We start from the raw sequence: 21,508 nt of genomic DNA, 5'->3' as shown, positions 1-21,508 counted from the left end.
GGGCCCGTCGGGGTTGCGTCAGGGGAAGGCCAGGGGAGAGTCGGGGTGCCGAATGAGGCGGTCGGGACTCCCGTTGGGGAAGGATGGAGACATGCCGAACCGCCTGGCGCACGAGACGTCCCCTTACCTCCTCCAGCACGCCGACAATCCGGTCGACTGGTGGCCCTGGTCACCCGAGGCCTTCACGGACGCCCGGCGACGGGACGTCCCCGTGCTGCTGAGCGTCGGCTATTCCAGTTGCCACTGGTGCCACGTGATGGCACACGAGAGCTTCGAGGACGAGGAGATCGCCGCCTACCTCAACGAGCACTTCGTCTCCGTCAAGGTCGACCGCGAGGAGCGGCCCGACATCGACGCCGTCTACATGGAGGCGGTGCAGGCCGCCACCGGGCACGGCGGCTGGCCCATGACCGTGTTTCTGACGCCCGACGCCGAGCCCTTCTACTTCGGCACCTACTTCCCGCCCGCCCCACGGCATGGGATGCCCGGCTTCCGTCAGGTGTTGGAAGGGGTGGCGGCCGCCTGGCGTGACCGGCGGGACGAGGTGGGGGAGGTGGCCGGGCGCATCGTCGGCGAGTTGTCGCAGCGCACCCTGGGCGCCGCCGGCGGGCCGCCGCCCGCGGCCGACGAACTGCACATGGCCCTGATGGCGCTGACCCGCGACTTCGACGCGGTACGCGGTGGCTTCGGCGGGGCGCCGAAGTTCCCGCCGTCGATGGTGCTGGAGTTCCTGCTGCGCCACCACGTCCGTACGGGCTCCGCCGCCGCGCTCGACATGGTGACGGCCACCTGCGAGGCCATGGCCCGTGGCGGGATCCACGACCAGCTGGGCGGAGGCTTCGCCCGCTATTCCGTGGACAACGGCTGGGTCGTGCCCCACTTCGAGAAGATGCTGTACGACAACGCCCTGCTGTGCCGGGTCTACGCACACCTGTGGCGGGCCACCGGCTCGGGCCTGGCGCGGCGGGTGGCCCTGGACACCGCCGATTTCCTGGTCCGGGAGCTGCGCACCGAGCAGGGCGGTTTCGCCTCCGCCCTGGACGCGGACAGCGACGACGGGCAGGGCCGGCACCGTGAGGGCGCCTACTACGTCTGGACCCCCGAACAGCTCCGGGAGACGCTGGGGGAGGCGGACGCCGAGCTCGCCGCCGACTACTTCGGCGTCACCGACGAGGGCACTTTCGAGGAGGGCGCGTCCGTCCTGCAACTGCCCGACAGCGAGCGGCTGGTGGACGCGGAGCGGATCGCTTCGGTCCGGGAGCGGCTGCTGGCCGCCCGGGCCCGGCGGCCCCGGCCCGGACGTGACGACAAGATCGTCGCGGGGTGGAACGGGCTGGCCATCGCCGCGCTGGCCGAGGCCGGCGCCTACTTCGACCGCCCCGACCTGGTCCAGGCCGCGACGGACGCCGCCGATCTGCTCGTCCGCACGCATATGGACTGGAACGCCCGCCTCTTCCGTACCTCCCTGGACGGAGTCGCCGGGTCACACGCGGGTGTGCTGGAGGATTACGCGAATGTCGCGGAGGGGTTCCTCGCCCTCTCCGCCGTCACCGGCGAGGGCGTCTGGGTGGATTTCGCGGGGCTGCTGCTGGACACCGTTCTGATCCGGTTCCGTGACGAGGAGGGCGCGCTCTTCGACACGGCCGACGACGCCGAGAGCCTGATCCGTCGCCCGCAGGATCCGACGGACAACGCCACCCCGTCGGGCTGGACCGCGGCCGCCGGGGCGCTGCTGACTTACGCGGCGCTCACCGGCAGCGCGCCGCACCGGGAAGCGGCGGAACGGGCACTCGGGGTGGTCCGGGTGCTCGGGCCCAAGGCGCCGCGGTTCATCGGCTGGGGTCTCTCGGTGGCCGAGGCGCTGCTCGACGGGCCGTACGAGGTCGCCGTCGTCGGGCCGCTCGACGATCCGGCCACCGGGGAGTTGCACCGTACGGCCCTGCTCTCCCAGCGGCCCGGGCTGGCCGTCGCCCTGGGAGAGCCGGCCTCCGCGACGGCCGCCGAGGTGCCGTTGCTGGCGGACCGGCCGTTGCTGGACGGCCGCCCGGCCGCCTATGTGTGCCGGGGCTTCACCTGTGACGCGCCGACCTCGGACCCGGAGGAGCTGGCGGCGAAGCTCGGGCGGGGGTGACCGCCTCGGACGGTGGTGTGGCCGGTAGACGGGCGGTGCGGACGGAAGGTGGTGGGGCGGTCGGGAGACGGGCGGTGTGGTCGGAAGGCCGCGGGGGGCGGGAGACGGTCGGTGTGGTCGGAAGGCGGTGGGGCGGTCAGAAGGTGAGGCCGCGCTCCAGTACGTCCAGGGCGCGGCGCAGATAGTCGACCGGGTCGCCGGTCTGCCCCTCGTCCACCCACACCATCAGGGCCTCCTGCATGGCGGCCAGCACCGCCGTGGTCGCGATGCGCAGTTCCACGTCGCCCTCCGGGCGGCCGGTGCGCTGGGCCAGGACGGAGCACAGCATGCGCGCCGACTTGCCCATGCCTTCCCCGGAGCGGGCCCGCAGGCTGGGCACGTCCCGGATCAGCCGGTTGCGCATCCGCATCTCGGGGCTGTCGTCGCCGAGGATGTCGCGCATCGCGCCGAGGACGGTGTTGCGGATCGCCCGCAGCGGGGGTTCGTCGGCCGGGCGGGACCGGAGCGCCGCTTCCAGCAGGGGGTCGTACTCGTCCGTGAGGACGATGTCCTCCTTGGTGGGGAAGTACCGGAAGACGGTGCTGGGCGAGACGTCGGCGGCTTCCGCGATCTGATCCACCGGGGTCGCGTCGTACCCCTGTTCCTCGAAGAGCCGGTAGGCGGCGGCGCGGATCGCCTGACGGGTCTGGATCTTCTTCCGTTCGCGCAGTCCGAGCCGGGGGCCCGGCTGGGCGGCGGGGGAGGTTGGTGCGGAGGCCATGACCGTCATTCTCGGGCATCCGCTGTTTCGGCGGCCACAGCGGTGGCGGGGGCCGCGGTGCGGTCGCGCGTGTCCGGCAGGAAGACCGCCACCAGCACGGCCGCCAGGAGGGCGAAGCCGCCGCAGACCAGCAGGGTGAGGCTCATGCCGTGCAGGTACGCGGTGTCGGCCGAGCGCGCCAGGGCGGTGTCGCCCAGCCGGGCGGCCGTCGCGTGGGCGCTCACCACGGAGTCGTCCGCCGCCCGTGCCACGGCGGTGGGGAGCCGGTTCGTGTCCAGCCGGTCGCGGTAGGCGCCGGCGAGCAGGCTTCCCAGGGCGGCGAGGCCGACCGCTCCGGCCACTTGCCGGAGCGTCATCAACAGTCCGGCACCCGTGCCCACCCGCTCACGGGGCAGTGTGCCGAGGGCTCCGTCCATGGCCGGGATCATGGCGAATCCGAAGCCGAGTCCCACCACGGACAGCCATCCGGCGGTGAAGCCGTAACCGTCGTCGACCGAGGTGCGGCTGCCGACCAGGGTGGCCGCCGCGATGACGGTCAGGCCGCCCGGAATGACGACGTGGCGGCCCAGCCGCTTGACCAACGGCGGTGCGATCCAGGAAGCGGCCAGCAGGCCCTGGGGCATGGGGATGAGGCACAGCCCGGTGGTGAAGGCGTCGTTGCCCAGCACGCTCTGGAAGTACGAGGGGAGGACGAACAGGAGGCCGGTGAAGGTGAACATCACCAGGGAGGCGGCGACGCTGTTCCACAGGAAGCCCCGGTGGCGCAGCAGTTCGAGGTCGAGCATCGGCCGCTTCTGCCGCCGGGAGCGCAGGACGAGCAGGGCGAGCAGGACCGGGGCGGCGGCCAGCGCGCCGAGGACGGGAGGGGAGCCCCAGCCGTGCCGGGGCCCTTCGGTCACGCCGTAGACGAGTGCGCCCAGGCCGCCGATGGAAAGAATGGTGGTGAGGACGTCCACGGTGGGGGAGGCGGGGTCGTTGGTCTCGGGCATCAGGAAGCGGCAGGCGATCAGGGCCGCGCCGATGAGCGGAATGTTGATCAGGAAGACGGAGCCCCACCAGAAGTGGTCGAGCAGGAACCCGCCGATGACCGGGCCGAGGGGCATGCCCAGCGCGGAGGCGGCCGACATGGTGCCGACCGCCTTGCTGCGCTCCTCGGGCGGGAAGATCGCGGGGAGGGCGGCCATCGAGAGCGGCAGGATCAGGGCGGCGCCGGCCCCCATCACCGCGCGGCCGGCGATGACGGTGGCCGCGTCGGTGGCGACGGTGCCGACGAGGGCGCCCACGAGGAAGACGGTCAGACCGACGCCCAGCATGCGCCGGCGGCCGAAGCGGTCGCCCAGGAGGCCCGCGGGCAGCATCAGGGCGGCGAAGACGACGAGGTAGGAGTCGGCTATCCACTGCAAGGTGCCTGCTTCGGCGCCCAGTTGGGCAGCCATGGTGGGCAGGGCGACATTGAGGATGGTGCCGTCGAAGCCCAGGACGAGCATGCAGGCGACGATGGCCGTCAGGGCCCACCAGCGGCGGGGGTCGGGCTGGACGCCCCGCGTGGGCGGGGACAGGGCGGGTGCGGTCGTCACAGGGGCACTCCTCTGGGATCGGCGCGGAGTGCCAGTAACTCTTAAATGGGAGTCACTGTCAATACTTGCGACTCCTGAACGGCTTCCTGGCGCCGCGTTGATGTCAGTGGGGTGTGTCACGCTGTGTACAGGGCAGGGGAACGGTCGGTAAGAAGCCGAACGGAGGGGTGATCCCTGATGGGTGTCATGGTGAACGCCGGTGCCGTGCTGATCGCGGCGTTGAGCGTGGGCGCGTATCTGGTCGCGGGTGAGGTGGCGGTGGTGGTCGTGGTGCTGGCCGGTGTCGGAGGTCTGGCGTGGCGTGTGGCCGTGACCTCGCGGCCGCTGTCGTCGCGGAGGGCGCGCCGGGAACGGAGCGCGCCCCGGCCGCTGCCGGGCGGCCGGTGGGACGGGCCGTCGGGCGCGCGGAACGGGGCGCGAAGCGAGGGGGGCTGGTCAGCCGTGCGTATAGGCCACCAGAGAGATGCCGACGTAGTGCACCACGAAGGCCGCCAGCGTCAGTGAGTGGAACACCTCGTGGAAGCCGAACCAACGAGGTGAGGGGTTGGGGCGCTTGATGCCGTAGATGACGCCGCCCACGCTGTAGAGGAGGCCGCCGACGATCACCAGGACAAGTACGGCGATGCCGCCCTTGCGCAGGAAGTCGGGCAGGAAGAAGACGGCCGCCCAGCCCATGGCGATGTAGCAGGGGGTGTAGAGCCAGCGCGGTGCGCCGACCCAGAAGACCCGGAAGGCGATCCCGGCCGCGGCCGCGGCCCAGACGGCCCAGAGCAGCAACTGGCCGCGTCCGCCCGGGACCAGGAGCATGGTCAACGGCGTATAGGTGCCGGCGATGATCAGGAAGATGTTGGCGTGGTCGAGGCGGCGGAGCACGGCCGTGACCCGGGGACTCCAGTCGCCGCGGTGGTAAAGGGCGCTGATGCCGAACAGCAGGCACGCGCTGAGGACGTAGACGGCGCAGGCGATCCGGCCGCGGGTGCTGTCCGCGAGTGCGGTCAGGAAGATGCCGGAGATCAGGACGGCGGGGAACATCCCGGCGTGCAGCCAGCCGCGGAGCCGCGGCTTGACGACTGCCGACAGGGGTTCGGGGCAGGAGGCGGAAGGCGCGGTGGTCGCGGCACCGGCGGAAGTTGCGGGCGCGACGGGCGCCGCGTCGGACGCGGGTGTCATGGAGCAATGCTACCTACGCCACCGTAGGTTACGCACCGGTATCACGTGGCGATGGTCACGGGAGTGCCCCCTGGACAGAACCGAAACGGAGTCGGATGATCAAATGAGTGCGGGCGGCACCGGATGAGCGGTCACGAAGCGTCTGGGTCGCAGCCCCCAAGGGGCGAATGTGCAGAAACGGACCGGCTGCCGGGTCAGGCACGCGGACGGCCCGTTACCACCCTCAACATGTGACGCCGGGCGCCTCCTGGGTCCCCGGCGGGACGGAGCGATCGTGGCGCGCGCAAATGCGGCTCCCACCACCCCCACCAACCACCAGGAACTGATCTCCTGGGTCGATGAGATCGCCGCCCTCACCCAGCCGGACCGGGTCGTCTGGTGCGACGGCTCCGAGGCCGAGTACGAGCGCCTGTGCGAGGAGCTCGTCGCCAAGGGCACCTTCCGGAAGCTCGACCCCGTCAAGCGTCCCAACTCCTACTACGCCGCCTCCGACCCCTCGGACGTGGCGCGCGTGGAGGACCGTACGTTCATCTGCTCCGCCAAGGAGGAGGACGCCGGTCCGACCAACCACTGGAAGGACCCCGCCGAGATGCGGGAGATCTTCCAGGGCGAGAAGGGCATCTTCCGCGGCTCCATGCGCGGGCGCACCATGTACGTCGTGCCCTTCTGCATGGGCCCGCTCGGTTCGCCGCTCTCCGCGATCGGTGTCGAGATCACCGACTCCGCGTACGTCGCCGTCTCCATGCGCACCATGACCCGTATGGGACAGCCGGTCCTCGACGAACTGGGCGCCGACGGCTTCTTCGTCAAGGCCGTCCACTCGCTCGGCGCCCCGCTGGCCGAGGGCGAGGCCGACGTCCCCTGGCCGTGCAACTCCACCAAGTACATCTCGCACTTCCCCGAGGACCGCGAGATCTGGTCCTACGGCTCCGGCTACGGCGGCAACGCCCTGCTGGGCAAGAAGTGCTACGCCTTGCGCATCGCCTCCGTCATGGCCCGCGACGAGGGCTGGCTCGCCGAGCACATGCTCATCCTCAAGCTCACTCCGCCGCAGGGCGAGGCCAAGTACGTCGCCGCCGCCTTCCCGTCCGCCTGCGGCAAGACCAACCTCGCCATGCTGGAACCCACCATCCCCGGCTGGACGGTGGAGACCATCGGCGACGACATCGCCTGGATGCGCTTCGGCGAGGACGGCCGGCTCTACGCGATCAACCCCGAGGCGGGGTTCTTCGGCGTCGCGCCCGGTACCGGCGAGCACACCAACGCCAACGCCATGAAGACCCTGTGGGGCAACGCGGTCTTCACCAACGTCGCCCTGACCGACGACAACGACGTCTGGTGGGAGGGGATGACCGAGGAGCCGCCCGCCCACCTCACCGACTGGAAGGGCAACGACTGGACGCCCGAGTCCGGCACCCCGGCCGCCCACCCCAACGCCCGCTTCACCGTCCCCGCCGCACAGTGTCCGATCATCGCGCCCGAGTGGGAGGACCCCAAGGGCGTGCCGATCTCGGCCATCCTCTTCGGCGGCCGGCGGGCCTCGGCGGTGCCGCTGGTGACCGAGTCCTTCAGCTGGCAGCACGGCGTCTTCATCGGCGCCAACGTCGCCTCCGAGAAGACCGCCGCCGCCGAGGGCAAGGTCGGCGAGCTGCGCCGTGACCCCTTCGCCATGCTGCCGTTCTGCGGCTACAACATGGGCGACTACATGGGCCACTGGATCAAGGTCGGCCAGGCCGCGGCCGAGCGGGGCGACGAGGCGAAGCTGCCGAAGATCTACTACGTCAACTGGTTCCGCAAGGACGCGGACGGCCGCTTCGTGTGGCCGGGCTTCGGCGAGAACGGCCGGGTGCTCAAATGGATCGTCGAGCGCCTGGAAGGCACCGCGGACGGCGTCGAGACGCCCATCGGCGTCCTGCCCACGCGTGAGGCGCTCGACACGAACGGCCTCGACATCGCCGACGCCGACCTCGACCTGCTGCTCTCGGTCGACAAGGAGGTCTGGCGCGAGGAGGCCGCGCTGGTGCCGGAGCACCTCGACACCTTCGGTGAGCACACGCCGAAGGAGCTGTGGGACGAGTACCGGGCGCTGGTGAAGCGCCTGGGCTGAGGTGACGGGGCGTGGACCGGGAGGTTGTCCGGTCCCGCCCTGCCGTGTTTTCCGGCCGCCTTGCCGCGCTCTCCGGCCGCCCGCCGTGTTCTCCGGCGTCCGCCGCGGCGGCCCCGGGGCCACGGCTCAGACGTCGTCGGTGATCCCGAGCGCCGCCGCGTGCGCCCGCAGCCGTTCCTCGGCCAGGGTCGCTCCGGCGGCGTCGCCGCGCGCCCCGGCGACGACCAGCGCCTGGCCGGCCAGCATGTGCGCCCGCTGGTGCAGGGCGTGGACGCGGGCCGGGTCGCCGTCGGCCACCGTGGGTACGGCCCGCAGCGGCGGGTGCCCGCCGCGCAGCCGCTCGACGCGGGCGGCCAGCCGACGGGCGGCGTCGTCCAGGTCGGCGGACGGGGCCAGGGCCCGCAGCTCGTCGGTCACGGTGAGCAGCGCGGTCAGATGGCCCGCGAGCCGGATGTCGAGCTCCTGGCCCCGGGAGCGGCGCGGCCCGTGACCGCCGCGCACGGGTTCGGCCATGGTGTGGACCGACTTGGTGCGGATCGGTTCGTACATGGATGGCCTCCTGTCCTTCTTAGAAGGCCATCCTAACTTAGATCCTGTCTAAAGTTGTGTTTCGTATGGGCCGGGCTGGGCGGTCAGGACTGGCTGTAGCCGTCGAGGAAGGTGCCGATCCGGGTGACCGCGTCCGCCATGTCCTTGGCGTTCGGCAGGGTGACCAGGCGGAAGTGGTCCGGCTCCGGCCAGTTGAAGCCCGTGCCGTGGACGACCATGATCTTCTCGGCGCGCAGCAGGTCGAGCACCATCTGCCGGTCGTCCTTGATCTTGTAGACCTTGGGGTCCAGCCGCGGGAACGCGTACAACGCGCCCTTCGGTTTCACACAGGTCACACCCGGGATCCGGGTCAGCAGCTCATGGGCCACGTCGCGCTGCTCCAGTAGCCGGCCGCCCGGCAGGACCAGCTCGTTGATCGACTGCCGGCCGCCGAGCGCGGTGGCCACCGCGAACTGGGCGGGCATGTTGGCGCACAGCCGCATGTTGGCCAGGATCGTCAGGCCCTCGATGTAACTGTCCGCGTGCGCCTTCGGACCGCACACGGCCATCCAGCCGCTGCGGTAGCCGGCGACCCGGTACGCCTTCGACAAGCCGTTGAAGGTGAGGGTCAGCAGGTCGGGGGCGAGGGCGGCGGTCGGCGTGTGCGTCACGCCGTCGTAGAGGATCTTGTCGTAGATCTCGTCGGAGCAGACGATCAGGTTGTGCCGGCGGGCGATCTCCGTGAGGCCGCGCAGCATCTCGTCGTCGTAGACGGCGCCCGTGGGGTTGTTGGGGTTGATGATGACGAGCGCCTTGGTGCGGTCGGTGACCTTGCGCTCGATGTCGGCCAGGTCCGGCATCCAGTCGGACTGCTCGTCGCAGCGGTAGTGCACGGCCGTGCCGCCCGCCAGCGAGACCGACGCTGTCCACAGCGGGTAGTCCGGCGCGGGGACGAGCACCTCGTCGCCGTCGTCGAGCAGCGCCTGCATCGACATCTGGATCAGCTCCGAGACGCCGTTGCCCAGGTACACGTCCTCGACGGACAGCTCGATGCCCTTGGTCTCGTAGTGCTGCACCACCGCGCGCCGCGCCGAGAGCAGCCCCTTCGCGTCGCCGTAGCCGTGCGCGTCGCCGACGTTCCGCAGCATGTCCTCCAGGATCTCCGGAGGGCACTCGAAGCCGAAGATCGCCGGGTTGCCGGTGTTGAGCTTGAGGATGCGATGGCCCGCCGCCTCCAGCCGCATCGCCTCCTCCAGCACCGGACCACGGATCTCGTAGCAGACATTGGCGAGTTTCGTTGACTGGATCACCTGCATGACGGCCACCATACGGGGGCGCGCGACGCCGCGCGCGAGCTTTCGGGGCGCATCCGCCGCGCGCGATCGGCGCTGCTCAGGGCGTTTCAGCGGACCGGAGGACGTCGGACGGCGCGGCCCGCCAGGACGTCCGTCCGGCGGCCGTCTTCCATCACAAAGCGTCCGGCAATCAGGACATAAGGAATGCCGGTCGGAAGCCGCCGAGGATCTTCGAAAGTGGCGCCGGCGCCGACCGTCTCCGGATCGAAGAGCACGAGATCGGCCCGCCGCCCCACCTCGATCAGGCCCCGGTCGGACAGCCGCAACCGGGCCGCGGGCCGGGACGTGAGATGCGCCACGCACTCCTCCAGAGAGAGGACCCCCAGCTCGCGGACATAGCGCCCGAGGTAGTGCGGAAAGGTGCCGTACGCCCGGGGGTGCGGCTTGGCGCCGTGCAGGATGCCGTCGCTTCCGCCGGTGTGCGCGGGGTGGCGCATGATCGTCCGGACGTTCTCCTCATGCCCGACGTGCAGCAGGACCGTCGTCCCGAGCCGGTCTTCGAGCAGCAGCCGACGGGCCGTCGTCCAGGGGGCCTCGCCGCGCTCCCGGGCCAGCCCGGCGATCGTCCTGCCCGCGTGTCCGGCGACCAGCCGTGGGTCCGCGACCCCCGACACCTCGACCGCGGCCCAGTCGACGGGCACCCCATGAGAGCCGTCCGAACCCGCCACCTCCAGGGCGTACCGGATCCGGGCCGCCGTCGCGTCGTCACGCAGCCGCGCCGACACCGCGTCCGGCCCCCCTTCGGTCGCCCAGCTCGGCAGCAGCGAGGCGAGTGTGGTGCAGCCGGGAGTGTAGGGATAGCTGTCGAGCGTGAGGTCCACACCGGCGGCGCGCGCGGCGTCGAGCAGGCGCAGCAACTCCGGCGCGCGCCCTTCGTTGCCGGCGAAATTCAAGACGGTGTGCGCCAGGTGCAGCGCGCACCCGGCGTCTCGCGCCACCTCGACCATCTCCGCGTACGCCCGCACGGCGTGCGCGCCGTACGAACGGTGGTGCGGGCAGAAGTAGCCGCCGTAGCGTGCCACGATCCGGCAGAGCGAGGTCAGCTCGGCGTCGTCCGCGTACATGCCCGGTGCGTAGGTGAGCCCCGCCGACAGGCCCACGGCCCCCTGCTCCAGCCCCTCCGCCACCAGCCGTCGCATCCGCCCCAGCTCGGTCTCCGTCGCCGGGCGGTTCTCCCAGCCGACCGCCAGCATCCGGACCGTGCCGTGCGGCACCAGGTACGCGGCGTCGACCGCGATGCCCTCGCCGCCGAACCCGAAGTCGAGCCGGTCCAGGAACTCGCCCGTCGAGCGCCAGGTGAAGTCGACGTCCTCGCCGACACCGTTCCAGCCCGCGATCTGCGCCCGCACCTGGGCGAGCGTCCGGTCGTCCACCGGCGCGTACGACAGCCCGTCCTGGCCGAGCACCTCCAGCGTCACGCCCTGCGCGACCTTGGCCTCGTGGCCGGGATCGCGCAGCAGGGCCAGATCGCTGTGCGCGTGCATGTCGACAAAGCCGGGGGAGAGCACGAGACCGTGCGCGTCGATGGCGCGCCGCGCGCTCGGACGGTCGCCCGCGCCCTCGCGGACGATCGCGGCGATCCGGCCGCCGTCCAGGCCGACATCGGCGCGGAACGACGGGCCGCCGGCACCGTCGACGACCCGGACGTCCCGGAAGACCGTGTCCATGGACAACCGCCTTTCGCCGCCGGCCGGGCCCTCGGAAGGTGCGGAACCGGCGGAGCGCCCGGACGGCGTCGGTCCGGCGGAGAGCGCGGACCACCGCCGGCCTTCCGGACGCGTCAGGCACCTGCCCGTACGGCACATCCGGACGATACGTCCACCGGTCCCCTTCCGACACCCCCCGAACACCGGGGGCCGAGGCAGGCTTACACGGCCACGGCCGTCTTTACGGGCCTGTCAGAAGAACGTCCGCACGTACTCCGTGACCGTCCCGTCCGCCTCCACCACGGGAATCATCGGCCACTTGTCGAAGGCCGTGCAGGGGTGGGAGACGCCCAGGCCCACCCAGTCGCCCACCTCCAGCGGGTCGTCGGCGGGGAGGGAGAGGAAGGCGTGCTGGTCGGCGAGGCCCGTGACGGTCATGTGGTCGGCGGGGCGCTGTGTGCCGTCGCGCTCGGAGCGGACGACCTGCGGCTCGGGGAGTCCCAGGTCGTACGGGGCGTCGCGCTTGCCCGCGTTGAGGTAGGCGCGGCCCGGTTCGGGGCGGGAGACGCACTGGGCCCAGAGCCGGAAGGCGGGACGCAGCGCGCCCTCCGCCGGGCGGCGCGCGAAGGGAGTCTTGCGGCGGTAGTGGCCGTCGTCATGGGTGACGTACGCGCCGGAGCGCAGCAGCTTGAGCACCGGCGCGGACAACGCCGGAAGCTCTCCGAAGGCCTCGGCCACCGCGTCGAACCACGAGCTGCCGCCCGCGCTGACCACGATCTCCTCGACCCCGGCGAACCGTCCGGCCGCGTCGAACTCCGCGGCCAGCGAGGTCAGATCCCGCAGCCAGGCCCGGACCTTCGCCTCGTCGGCGTCCGGGATCTCCGCCTCGTACCCGGCGACACCCACCAGACGCAACGTTTCCGCGGCCGCCACCGCGTCCGCGACCAGCGCGCCGTCCGCCGCCGTACGGACGCCCGTGCGGCCGCCCGCGGCGCCGAGTTCGACGACGACGTCCAGCGGCCGGCCGGCCCCGGCGCCGCGCAAAGCCGTGTCCATGAGTTCGACGCCGCGCACGGAGTCCACGTAGACGACGACGCGGAACTCCGGGTCGGCGGCCAGCTCGCCGGCCAGCCAGCGCAGCGCGGCGGCGTCCACGACCTGGTTGGCGAGGAAGATCCGCCGAACGCCGAAGGCCCGGTAGACGCGAACCTGCGCGGGCACGGCGGCGGTGATGCCCCAGGCGCCGTGTGCGAGCTGGCGCTCGAAGAGGCGCGGGGCCATGGAGGTCTTGCCGTGCGGCGCGAAGGCGAGGTCGCGCCCGGCGGACCAGCGCTCCATCAGCGCGAGGTTGTGGTCCAGCGCCTCGGCGGAGAGGGTCAGCACCGGTGTGGTGAAACCGCCGGTGAACAAGGAGCGCCGCTGGGCCGTGAGGGCGCCGACGGTCAGCCCGTCCGCGTCCGGTGGCAGTCCCTTGAAACGGTGGTCCACCGGCTCGTGGGCGAGCCGGGCCAGGGCGTCGTCGGCGACGGCCATCAAGCCTCCTCGTGCGTACGGCGGCCGGTGCGACGTCCATCGCGCGCACCGCTCGCGGCTGTCTAACATCCGGCGGAAGGCCAGGTCAACGGCGGTCCACGGGATGGGAGGCGCGGCTCCGGGACCGTCGTCGGGACGGTCCATCCGGCGACGAGGGGGATGCCGTCACGACGAGACGGCATCCCATGACGACGCGGGGGCGCGATGCGATGATGACGGCCGAGGCGATGCCATGACGACGAAGGCGATGCCATGACGACGACAAAGGGCGATGCCATGACCGAGAAGACCGCCGTCACCCCCGCCGGCCACACCACTCCGCCCGCCCGCTTCTCGCACGGCGTCCGCAAGGGGAACATCCTCCAGGTCGCCGGCCAGGTCGGCTTCCTGCCCGCCGGGCCGGGCGAGGCGCCCGTCGTGGCGGGCCCGGGCCTGCGGGAGCAGACGCTCCGGACGCTCGACAACGTGCTGGCCGTGCTGGAGGCGGGCGGAGCCTCGTGGGAAGACGTGGTGATGCTGCGCGTCTACCTCACCGACACGGACCACTTCGCCGAGTTCAACGCGCTCTACGACGCGTACTTCGCCGACCTGAAGGGTGCTCCGGCGGCCCGTACGACGGTGTACGTCGGGCTCCCGCCCGGGCTCCTCGTCGAGATCGACGCCCTCGCCGTCCTGGACTGAACGAGCGGGCCCGTCATCAGCACGGGCCCGCCCGGTTCGTACCTGCTTCTCACCGCTTTCCTACCGCTTGGCGCAGTACTGCTGCTCCTTGCCGATCGACCGGTACATGCAGTCCGCGTTCTCCAGCAACTGGAGCACCGCGTCCCGGTTGCGCGCGGTTTCCCGGTCGATCACCGAGGCCGGCGGGTAGAAGCCGCCGCCGCCCGCGCCGGTCGGGTACATCTCGAAGGTGTAGGCGAAGATCTTCTGCTCGCCCCACAGCCAGTCGTCGATGGTGCCGTCGGTGATGTAGAGGTCGCTGGACTGCTCGGCCGTGTACCCGTTGCTGGCCGCCATCGCCTTGCCCACCTTGGCGAACGCGTCGTGGTCGTCCTGCGTCATGCCCGACGCCGTGTCGTTGTACGTCCAGCCGAACGGCCACATCACCAGTTCGCTGTAGGTGTGGAAGTCGATCGCGGCCTTGATGCGTTGCCTGCCGCCGACCACCCGGCTCCGGACGAAGTCGGCGACGACCTTGACCTCGGGTGCCGATTCGGCGGCGCGGCCGCGGTAGGTCTCCGACCCGGTGCTGCCGGAGGAGCCGCCACAGCAGCCCCACTTGTAGTTCCAGTTGCGGTTGAGGTCGGTGCCGACGTTCGAGGAACCGGAGTTGGGCTGCCGGTTCTTGCGCCAGTTGCGGTAGGTGCCCGTGGCGATGTCGTATTCGCCACCGTCGGGGTTGACATCGGGGACGATCCAGATCACCCGCTCGTCGACCATCTTGGTCACCCGGGGGTCGGAGCCGTAACCCTTGCCGAACTCGTTGAGCAGGTAGAGGGCCATCTCGACGGTCAGGTGCTCGCGTGCGTGCTGGTGAGCGGTGAAGAGGACCTCCGGCTTGGCGCTGTCGGGCTTGACACCGGAGCTGATCCGGACGGCGACGATGTCGCGCCCCTCGTGGCTCTTGCCGATGACCCGCTTGCTCATGATCGAGGGGTGGGCGGCGACTCCGGCGTCGATCTCCGCCATGGCCTCGCGGTAGTTGTGGTACTTCGCGTCACGGGACGGGAAGTCGTGTGGAACGGGCCGTTCGCCCGCGGTGCGGTCCGGCGGGGCGGGCAGTTCGGTCACCCGGTGGCCGAGGGCGCGGACGCGTTCGGCCTGGGCCGGGCGGGCCGTGATGACGACGGTGTTCCCGTGGACGGCGTCGATGGACGCGCCGGTCGCGGCGACGGCGGTGCGCTGGGCGGCGGTGTGCGGCCCTCTGACCTCGTACGAGTGGGCCGCGTCGGCCGTACGGACCGGGCGGTCGGCGCCGTCCGGTGAGGAGATGGCGGGTGCGGCCAGGGCGAGGGAGGAGAGGGACAGGACGGTGGCGAGGGCGGCTGCCCGGCCGCCGGAGGAACGCGGTCGCATGACGGCCTCCTGGAGGGTCCGGTGTGTGCGACGGGTGGGGGGTGTGGCCGGGGTGCCTCGCCAGTGTCAAGAGAATGACATGAGCAGGTCAAGGACTGAGGTGCGAGGGGTTCCGGCCAACTTCGGTGTCACTCCGGCCCGATTGATTGCGCGTGACCTCAAGGCCACCAACAATGCACATGCCAAATCGGAACGCTTTCCGTCCGGAGAGGACCACCCCCCATGAGACGACCTCTCGTCGGCGTACTCACCACCCTGCTGCTCGGCGGCGCGGCCGTGACCGGCGTCGGCGCCGCCCCCGCGAGCGCCACGCCGCAGACGGCCGACGCCCCACGGGGCTCCGCGCCGCAGACCGAGGCCAAGGCCAAGCCGAAGGCCGTCGACTTCGCGGGCACCGTCGCCCTCAGCAACTGTTCGGGCTCGCTGATACGCCTCCCGAACTCGGCCGACAACGACCCCGGCCTCGTGCTCACCAACGGGCACTGCCTGGAGACCGGCATGCCGGGCCCGGGCGACGTCATCGTCAACAAGGCGTCGTCCCGCACCTTCACGCTGCTCAACTCCACCGCCGGCAAGGCCGCCACGCTCCGGGCGAGCAAGATCGCCTACGCGACGATGACCGACACCGACGTCACCCTCTACCAGCTCACCACCAGCTACGCGCAGATCAAGAAGAGCTACGGGATCGACGCCCTCAAGCTCTCCGCCGACCACCCCGTCACCGGCACGCCGATCAAGGTCGTCTCGGGCTACTGGAAGCGGATCTACTCCTGCAACGTGGACGGATTCGTCCACGAGCTCCGCGAGGGCGACTGGACCTGGAAGGACTCGCTGCGCTACACGTCCTCCTGCAACACCATCGGGGGGACCTCCGGTTCGCCGGTCATCGACGTGAACACCGGCAAGGTGATCGCCGTCAACAACACCGGGAACGAGAACGGCGAGCGCTGCACGATGAACAACCCGTGCGAGGTGGACGAGAACGGCAAGGTCACCGTCCGGCGCGGCATCAACTACGCCGAGCAGACGTACGGCATCGCCAAGTGCGTGACCACCGGCAACCGGATCGACCTGAGCCTGCCGGGCTGCGCGCTGCCCAAGCCGTAGGGGCGGCGCCGGTGTGGGACGGGGTTCCGCCGGATCTTCCGGCGGGCCCCGTCCCGGTACGCCGAGGGGCCGCCGGCTACGGCAGGCCGTGGACGTGCGGTCCGACCGCGTTGGACCAGGCGTTGCCGTTGCTCGCGTCCCAGTTCGTCGACCAGGTCATCGCGCCCCGGATGCCCGGGTAGGTCTTCGCGGGTTTGAACGAGCCGCAGCCGGTGCCCTTGGCCAGGCAGTCCAGGGCGCTGTTCACCACGGACGGCGCCACATAGCCGCTGCCGGCGCCGCGCGGGGACGCCGGCAGGCCGAGGCCGACCTGCGAGGGCGCGAGCCCGCCCTCCAGCTGGATGCAGGCCAGAGCGGTCAGGAAGTCGACGGATCCCTGGGAGTACACCTTGCCGTCACAGCCCAGCATGGAACCGCTGTTGTAGAACTGGGTGTTGACGACCGTCAGGATGTCCTTGATGTTCAGCGCCGTCTTGAAGTAGCCCGCCGACGTCGACTGCATGTCGAGCGTCTGCGGCGCCATGGTGATCACGAGCTTGTCGCCGGCCTTCGCCGACAGGGCGCGCAGGGCCTGCGTCATGTACGTCGGGTCGATCCCGTTCTCCAGGTCGATGTCGACGCCGTCGAAGCCGTACTTCCGCATCAGTTTGTACACGCTGTCCGCGAAGTTGGCCGCGGACGCGGCGTCGTTGACGCGCACGCTGCCGCGCTCGCCGCCGACGGAGATCACCACCGACTTGCCGGCCGCCTGCTTGGCCGCGATGTCGGCCCTGAAGTCCGCCTCCGCGTACCGCAGGCCGGGGTCGAGGGTGAAGTCCACGGCGCCCGGTGTGGAGGTGGCGTCGGCGAACGCGACGGCGATGATGTCGTACTGGGACTGCACGTCGCTGATCCGCTGGACCTTGGCGCCGTTGTCGAAGTTCTGCCAGTAGCCCGTCACCGCGTGCTTGGGCACCGTGGGCTGCTGCCCGCCGGCCGCCGCCGTCGTGACGGTGATCTCCGCGGAGCGGGGCGATTCGCCTGCCGCGTTGAGCGCCGTGACCTGGAAACGGTACGTCGTGGAGGGTGTCAGTCCGGTGACGGTGGCCGAGGCGCCGGTGGCCGACTGGGCCTTCGTCCCGTCGCGGTAGACCTGGTAGCCGGTGGCGCCGGTGACCGGAGTCCAGGAGAGGTCCACGGACGAGGAGGTGGTCCGGCCGGCCGTCAGCCCGCCGGGGGTGGCCGGCACCGGGTCGCCGGGGTCGCCCGGGTCGGTGCCGCCGGGGCCCGTGAGGGTGATGTCGTCGGCGAGGTAGGCGCTCTGGCCGTACCACCCATGCGTGTAGACGGTCACGGAGGTGGTGTCGGGGCCGGTGGTGAAGGAAGTGGTGAGTTCCTTCCAGTCCGACCCCGAGCCCGGCGTCCAGGTGGAGACGTCGGTGGTGCCGGTGCCGCTCGCGCCCAGGTAGACGTACGAGCCCTGCACCCAGGCGCTCAGCCGGTAGGCGGAACCGGGCTTGACGGCGACGGTCTGCGCACAGCGGGCGTTGTCGAGCCCGCTCGGCGCGGCTTTGAGGGCGGCGGTGCCGGAGTGAGCCGGGGTGCCGGTGGTGCCGCTGTCGCCGGAGCAGGACCAGGGGGACAGGCCGTTCTCGAAGCCGGCGTTCTTGAGGAGGTTGGGGTCGGCTTTGGCGGGGGCCGGCGTCGGCTTCTCCGCTTGTACGGCGGGTGTGGTCGGCGCGGCGAGCGCGGGCCCGGCTCCGGTGACGGCAGCGCCTCCGGTGACCAGGGCGAGCGCGGTGAACAGGGCGCGGACACGACGGGTTCGGCCGCGTTCCCCTCGGAATCGGAAGGTGCCGGATTTTCCGCGGGTACAGCCGGGGTGTGTGTCATGACACGGGCGATCCACTACTGCCTCCGGTGGGGGGAGAGTTGAAACGGGGAGTGGGGGGTATCGCTGTGAAGGAGGGTGGCCACCGCCTGGAGCGTGAGGATGGTTCAGACCAATCCATCCGTCAAGGGGCGGCGCGGAGTGGTACCTGTGGGTGGTGTCGGCCTGCTAGTGGTCGGTCGGTCTGCGTGTGGAGTGACACCGGCGCCGGGCAAGGCTTGTTCATGGCCCCGACGGGCTTCCTTGGCAGGAGGGACGGGCCGTCTCCCGTACGGAGAGGGGCCGCCCCCATGAACCGGAGAGGACGGGCAGGGCCCGGAGGCGGCCGGTTCGGAGGAACTGTTCCGAGCCGCCTCGTTCGTGGATAAAGTGCGGGACGCCGACGTGTGCGGGGCGCCGGCGCCGAGCAGAGTCGAGCCATGGCCTCCGGGGCGCCCGAGGCCGCAGCGGACGGGGATTCGGACGTGCCGATTGCGATAGCCGTCACCAGCCCCGACCTGGTGCTGCCCGCCCCCGACGGCCCGGCCCCGGTCGCGGCCGTCCTCCAGCCGCCCGAGGCGCAGCCGCTGGAAACCGCGGTGGCCCAGACGTCCGTCCTGCTCGACCAGTGCGGCCACTTGGTCGTCGTCCACTCCGACGCGCTGCCCGCCGCCTACGTCCGTCGGCTGCACACCGTCCGCGCGGTTCTGGAGAGCGACCGGATCGCCCTGCTGTCCGTCGCCCTGCCGCCGCTGGCGGTCGGCGTCCTGGCCCGTCAGTTACGCCAGTTGTCCGTCTCCGACCTCGGCCCCGGGGTGCTGGCATCCGCCACCCGCCTGCTCGCCCACTACATCTACGCGGGTGCCCAACTGGCCAGCGTGGCGCGCTTCGACAGGGTGCCGGTGGGGCTCGGCCCGCATCTCACCTCGCTGCTGCCCGGCGTCCGTTTCGGCGTCCTCGTCAATCCCGCGCCCCGCCTCGTCCGCCCTGGCGGTGACGACGTTCCCGGGCCCGCGTACCCGACCCGGCTGACCGTGGCCCGCGACGGCCCCCGCCGGGCGGAGGACTGGGTCACGGACGTCCTCGCTCCGGAGTGGCGGGTCGAAGGGGTGCAGGAGGTGTCACCGCTGCCCGCGGAGTCCGTCGGCTGGTGGGGGACCCGCCGGGCCGTCGAGTTCGCCGCCGCCATCCCCGACCCGTCGATCCTCTACCAGCTGATCGCCTCCGTCCGGCGGGAGGAATGCCGGTGGTGCGGGCTCGAACTCATCGGCGATCGGTGCGGGTTCTGCGCGGTCGGCGTGGGGGCCGCGGCATGAGAGGTGGGCTCGGGAGGAGGGGGCGGGCGTGTCGGGGCGTCGCTCCGGTCGCCCTGATCACGTCGGTCACTCCGGCCGCGACAGTCACCGCGGCCACTACCACCCCCGCCTGCTCACCGATCATCTCCGCCCCCGCCGCCGCCCGCCGTAGGAGTGCCCGGCGCACCACCGGACCGGCCCCATGGGACGGCGGGCCGACGACGTACCCCAACCGAGCCCCAGTGAGGTCCGCCGCACCATGAACTCACGCCAGCGACGCGGGATCATCCTGCTGCTCCTGTCGGTCCTCTGTGCCGTGGGAGCGGCGGCCGGCGTCTACGCGGTCGTCGAGGACGCCGAGTCGAAGGTCGGCCCGGAGGTCACCGCATACCGGCTGCGGTCCGACGTCGCGGCCTACCGGGCACTGGACGAGGGACAGTTCGAGAGGGTGTCGATGCCCAGACGCTGGCTTCCCGACACCGCGGTGACGGACCTCGCGGAGGTGCGCGGCAAGATCGCCGTCACCCCGCTCCGCAAGGGGTCCCTGCTGCAGAGCGACATGATCGTCAACCGGCCGGCGCTCGCCGCCGGGCAGCAGGAGATCGCCATCATGATCGACGCGGCGACCGGGGTGGCCGGGAAGATCACGCCGGGGTCGAAGGTGAACATCTACGCCACTTTCGACGGCAGGGGCGGCACCCTCGGCGGTGCCGGCGGTTCGGCCAAGGACGCCAAGGACGCGAACCCCCAGCCGGTCTCGAAGATCATCGTCAGTGGCGCCCGGGTCATCGAGGTCGGCAGGCTCACCCCGCTCGACGGCCGGAGCGGCGGGCGTTCGGGCGCGTCCGGCACCAGGCAGGCGGGCGAGGCCGTGCCGATCACCTTCGCCCTGGACACGAAGGACGCGCAACGCGTCGCGTACGCCGAGTCGTTCGCGACCCACGTACGGCTGGCCCTGGTGGCGCCGGGCGACGACACCGGCGTCAGCGGGTCCGACCGCACGTACACCCTCGACGGCGACAAGTAGACGGGGGACGTTCCCGGTGACCATCCGCATCCTCCCCGCCCTGGCGGACCCGGAGACCGCCCGTGCCGTCGGCGGACTCCTCGCCCAGCTGCCGGGCGTCGAGCCGCTGCGTACCGTCGGCGACTCGACGGCACTGCTCGACGCCCTCTCCGTCCTGGGAGCCACCTCGGTCTCCGGTCTCCCCGAAGTCGTGCTCGTGCACGAGGGGCTGGGGCCCGCCCCCGCCCTCGAAGTCGTCCGGGAGGTGGCCCTCCGCTTCCCCGCCACCGGTGTCGTCCTGCTCTCAGCCGAGGCCGGGCCCGCCCTGTACGCCGCCGCCATGGACTGCGGCGCCCGCGGCCTCGCCGCGCTCCCGCCCTCGTACGACGAACTCGGGGCCCGTGTCCAGGCCGCCGCGCACTGGGCCACCGGGGTCCGCCGCCACCTGGACGCGGGCCCGGGCGGCGCGAAGGGCGGCGGACCGGGCGCGGCCGACGGGCGTCTCGTCGCCGTCGTCGGCGCGAAGGGCGGCGTCGGCACGACCGTCGTGGCCGTCCAACTGGCGCTCGCCGCCCGGTCCGCCGGCCACGAGGTGGTCCTCGTCGACATGGACCTCCAGTCCGGCGACGTCGCCTCCTACCTGGACGTCCGCTTCCGGCGGTCCGTCGCCGACCTCGCCGGCATCAGCGACATCTCGCCTCGCGTGCTCCAGGACGCCGTCTTTCCGCACCCCACCGGGCTCGGCCTGCTCCTCGCCCCGGCCGAGGGCGAACGCGGCGAGGAGATAGGCGATCCGGCCTCCCGCCAGATCACGGCGGCCCTTCGCCGCCGGTACCCGCTCGTCGTCGCCGACTGCGGCACGCAGATCACGGCGGCGGGCGCGGCCGTCATCGAGACGGCAGACCTCGCCCTGCTGGTCACCACCCCCGACGTGGTCTCCGTGCGGGCCGCCAAACGCATGGTCCGGCTGTGGGACCGGCTTCAGATCCGCAAGGCGGAGGACACCATGACCGTCGTCAACCGGCACACGCGCTCGGCCGAGGTGCAGCCGGCACTCATCGCCCGGACCACGGGGACCCGGGTGGCCGGAACCGTCGTCCCCGCCGCGTACAAGGAACTGCGGGCGGCCGTCGACTCCGGCCGGATGCAGGACCTGGACGCCCGGTCGAGCGTCCGGCAGGCGTTGTGGACGCTCGCCGGGGAGCTGGGACTGGCGGGCCCGGCGCAGGGCGCCCGGCCCGCCGACGGCCGGCGCCGGCATCGGGCCATCGGCCCCGGGGGACCAGGTGGTTCCGGGCGGACCGGGGCTGTGACGGGTGGTTCGGGAGCGGTGGGCGGTGACGGGGGAACGGGTGGTGCCGAGGCGAC

Annotated in this window: 16 protein-coding genes; 7 read left to right on the top strand and 9 right to left on the bottom strand. The window is 71.8% G+C overall.

Annotated features, from left to right (window positions below; translation table 11 throughout):
* Positions 1–91 precede the first annotated feature (91 nt).
* Positions 92–2,131: a thioredoxin domain-containing protein gene (locus tag ACSNOK_RS07235; RefSeq protein WP_436779748.1), complete on the top strand. Its 2,040-nt coding sequence runs from the start codon at positions 92–94 to the stop codon at positions 2,129–2,131.
* Positions 2,132–2,267: 136 nt separating this feature from the next.
* Here ACSNOK_RS07235 and ACSNOK_RS07230 read toward each other — a convergent pair whose 3' ends face one another.
* From ACSNOK_RS07230 to trhA, 3 genes are all read right to left on the bottom strand, one after another.
* The gene (locus ACSNOK_RS07230) at positions 2,268–2,900 is read right to left on the bottom strand and encodes a TetR/AcrR family transcriptional regulator (protein ID WP_436779747.1); all 633 of its coding nucleotides are present in this window, start codon (positions 2,898–2,900) and stop codon (positions 2,268–2,270) included.
* Positions 2,897–4,468, bottom strand: coding sequence for an MFS transporter (locus ACSNOK_RS07225; RefSeq protein WP_436779746.1), 1,572 nt, complete (start codon positions 4,466–4,468; stop codon positions 2,897–2,899). The genes ACSNOK_RS07230 and ACSNOK_RS07225 overlap by 4 nt, the downstream gene beginning before the upstream one ends.
* A gap of 435 nt (positions 4,469–4,903) precedes the next feature.
* The gene (gene trhA / locus ACSNOK_RS07220) at positions 4,904–5,638 is read right to left on the bottom strand and encodes a PAQR family membrane homeostasis protein TrhA (RefSeq protein WP_436779745.1); all 735 of its coding nucleotides are present in this window, start codon (positions 5,636–5,638) and stop codon (positions 4,904–4,906) included.
* Between the two features lie 274 nt (positions 5,639–5,912).
* Between trhA and ACSNOK_RS07215 the strand changes: the two genes are divergently transcribed.
* A complete protein-coding gene (locus ACSNOK_RS07215; protein ID WP_436779744.1) occupies positions 5,913–7,745 on the top strand; it encodes a phosphoenolpyruvate carboxykinase (GTP) in 1,833 nt (610 codons plus the stop codon).
* 126 nt (positions 7,746–7,871) lie between these two features.
* Here the strand turns inward: ACSNOK_RS07215 and ACSNOK_RS07210 are convergent, their stop codons facing one another.
* The 4 genes from ACSNOK_RS07210 to ACSNOK_RS07195 form a co-directional block, all read right to left on the bottom strand.
* A complete protein-coding gene (locus ACSNOK_RS07210; protein ID WP_436779743.1) occupies positions 7,872–8,294 on the bottom strand; it encodes a hypothetical protein in 423 nt (140 codons plus the stop codon).
* A gap of 83 nt (positions 8,295–8,377) precedes the next feature.
* Positions 8,378–9,589 carry a pyridoxal phosphate-dependent aminotransferase gene (locus ACSNOK_RS07205; protein WP_436779742.1) on the bottom strand — a complete coding sequence of 404 codons (1,212 nt, stop codon included), beginning with the start codon at positions 9,587–9,589 and terminating at the stop codon, positions 8,378–8,380.
* Between the two features lie 86 nt (positions 9,590–9,675).
* Positions 9,676–11,295, bottom strand: a complete 1,620-nt coding sequence (locus ACSNOK_RS07200; RefSeq protein ID WP_436779741.1) for an N-acyl-D-amino-acid deacylase family protein — start codon at positions 11,293–11,295, stop codon at positions 9,676–9,678.
* Between the two features lie 231 nt (positions 11,296–11,526).
* Positions 11,527–12,807 (bottom strand): amino acid deaminase, encoded by a 1,281-nt coding sequence (locus ACSNOK_RS07195; RefSeq protein ID WP_436779740.1) that lies wholly within the window; start codon positions 12,805–12,807, stop codon positions 11,527–11,529.
* A gap of 276 nt (positions 12,808–13,083) precedes the next feature.
* Here ACSNOK_RS07195 and ACSNOK_RS07190 point away from each other — a divergent pair, with 276 nt between their 5' ends.
* Positions 13,084–13,488, top strand: a complete 405-nt coding sequence (locus tag ACSNOK_RS07190) for a RidA family protein (RefSeq protein WP_436779759.1) — start codon at positions 13,084–13,086, stop codon at positions 13,486–13,488.
* 60 nt (positions 13,489–13,548) lie between these two features.
* Here the strand turns inward: ACSNOK_RS07190 and ACSNOK_RS07185 are convergent, their stop codons facing one another.
* The gene (locus tag ACSNOK_RS07185; protein WP_436779739.1) at positions 13,549–14,883 is read right to left on the bottom strand and encodes a M14 family metallopeptidase; all 1,335 of its coding nucleotides are present in this window, start codon (positions 14,881–14,883) and stop codon (positions 13,549–13,551) included.
* A gap of 222 nt (positions 14,884–15,105) precedes the next feature.
* Between ACSNOK_RS07185 and ACSNOK_RS07180 the strand changes: the two genes are divergently transcribed.
* Entirely contained in the window at positions 15,106–15,990 is an 885-nt protein-coding gene (locus tag ACSNOK_RS07180) for a trypsin-like serine peptidase (protein ID WP_436779738.1), read from the top strand.
* 76 nt (positions 15,991–16,066) lie between these two features.
* Here ACSNOK_RS07180 and ACSNOK_RS07175 read toward each other — a convergent pair whose 3' ends face one another.
* Positions 16,067–17,776: a chitinase gene (locus tag ACSNOK_RS07175; RefSeq protein WP_436779758.1), complete on the bottom strand. Its 1,710-nt coding sequence runs from the start codon at positions 17,774–17,776 to the stop codon at positions 16,067–16,069.
* Positions 17,777–18,324: 548 nt separating this feature from the next.
* On the opposite strand from ACSNOK_RS07175, the gene ACSNOK_RS07170 reads away from it, so the two are divergent.
* The 3 genes from ACSNOK_RS07170 to ACSNOK_RS07160 all read left to right on the top strand — a co-directional run.
* Positions 18,325–19,155, top strand: coding sequence for a hypothetical protein (locus ACSNOK_RS07170; RefSeq protein WP_436779737.1), 831 nt, complete (start codon positions 18,325–18,327; stop codon positions 19,153–19,155).
* A 238-nt stretch (positions 19,156–19,393) separates the two neighbouring features.
* Positions 19,394–20,161 (top strand): Flp pilus assembly protein CpaB, encoded by a 768-nt coding sequence (gene cpaB / locus ACSNOK_RS07165; RefSeq protein WP_436779736.1) that lies wholly within the window; start codon positions 19,394–19,396, stop codon positions 20,159–20,161.
* 16 nt (positions 20,162–20,177) lie between these two features.
* On the top strand, positions 20,178–21,508 hold a 1,331-nt coding region (locus tag ACSNOK_RS07160), incomplete at its 3' end, for an AAA family ATPase (RefSeq protein ID WP_436779735.1).

It is taken from the genome of Streptomyces sp. URMC 126 (assembly GCF_051386555.1).
GTDB lineage: Bacteria > Actinomycetota > Actinomycetes > Streptomycetales > Streptomycetaceae > Streptomyces.
This window is presented reverse-complemented; position numbering and strand designations above follow the sequence as displayed.

Bases quoted from the DNA above. Each gene is read 5' to 3' on its own strand.
- ACSNOK_RS07235 (WP_436779748.1), top strand. From the start codon at position 92: ATGCCGAACCGCCTGGCGCACGAGACGTCCCCTTACCTCCTCCAGCAC.
- ACSNOK_RS07230 (WP_436779747.1), bottom strand. From the start codon at position 2,900: ATGACGGTCATGGCCTCCGCACCAACCTCCCCCGCCGCCCAGCCGGGC.
- trhA (WP_436779745.1), bottom strand. From the start codon at position 5,638: ATGACACCCGCGTCCGACGCGGCGCCCGTCGCGCCCGCAACTTCCGCC.
- ACSNOK_RS07210 (WP_436779743.1), bottom strand. From the start codon at position 8,294: ATGTACGAACCGATCCGCACCAAGTCGGTCCACACCATGGCCGAACCC.
- ACSNOK_RS07205 (WP_436779742.1), bottom strand. From the start codon at position 9,589: ATGCAGGTGATCCAGTCAACGAAACTCGCCAATGTCTGCTACGAGATC.
- ACSNOK_RS07200 (WP_436779741.1), bottom strand. From the start codon at position 11,295: ATGGACACGGTCTTCCGGGACGTCCGGGTCGTCGACGGTGCCGGCGGC.
- ACSNOK_RS07195 (WP_436779740.1), bottom strand. From the start codon at position 12,807: ATGGCCGTCGCCGACGACGCCCTGGCCCGGCTCGCCCACGAGCCGGTG.
- ACSNOK_RS07190 (WP_436779759.1), top strand. From the start codon at position 13,084: ATGACCGAGAAGACCGCCGTCACCCCCGCCGGCCACACCACTCCGCCC.
- ACSNOK_RS07185 (WP_436779739.1), bottom strand. From the start codon at position 14,883: ATGCGACCGCGTTCCTCCGGCGGCCGGGCAGCCGCCCTCGCCACCGTC.
- ACSNOK_RS07180 (WP_436779738.1), top strand. From the start codon at position 15,106: ATGAGACGACCTCTCGTCGGCGTACTCACCACCCTGCTGCTCGGCGGC.
- cpaB (WP_436779736.1), top strand. From the start codon at position 19,394: ATGAACTCACGCCAGCGACGCGGGATCATCCTGCTGCTCCTGTCGGTC.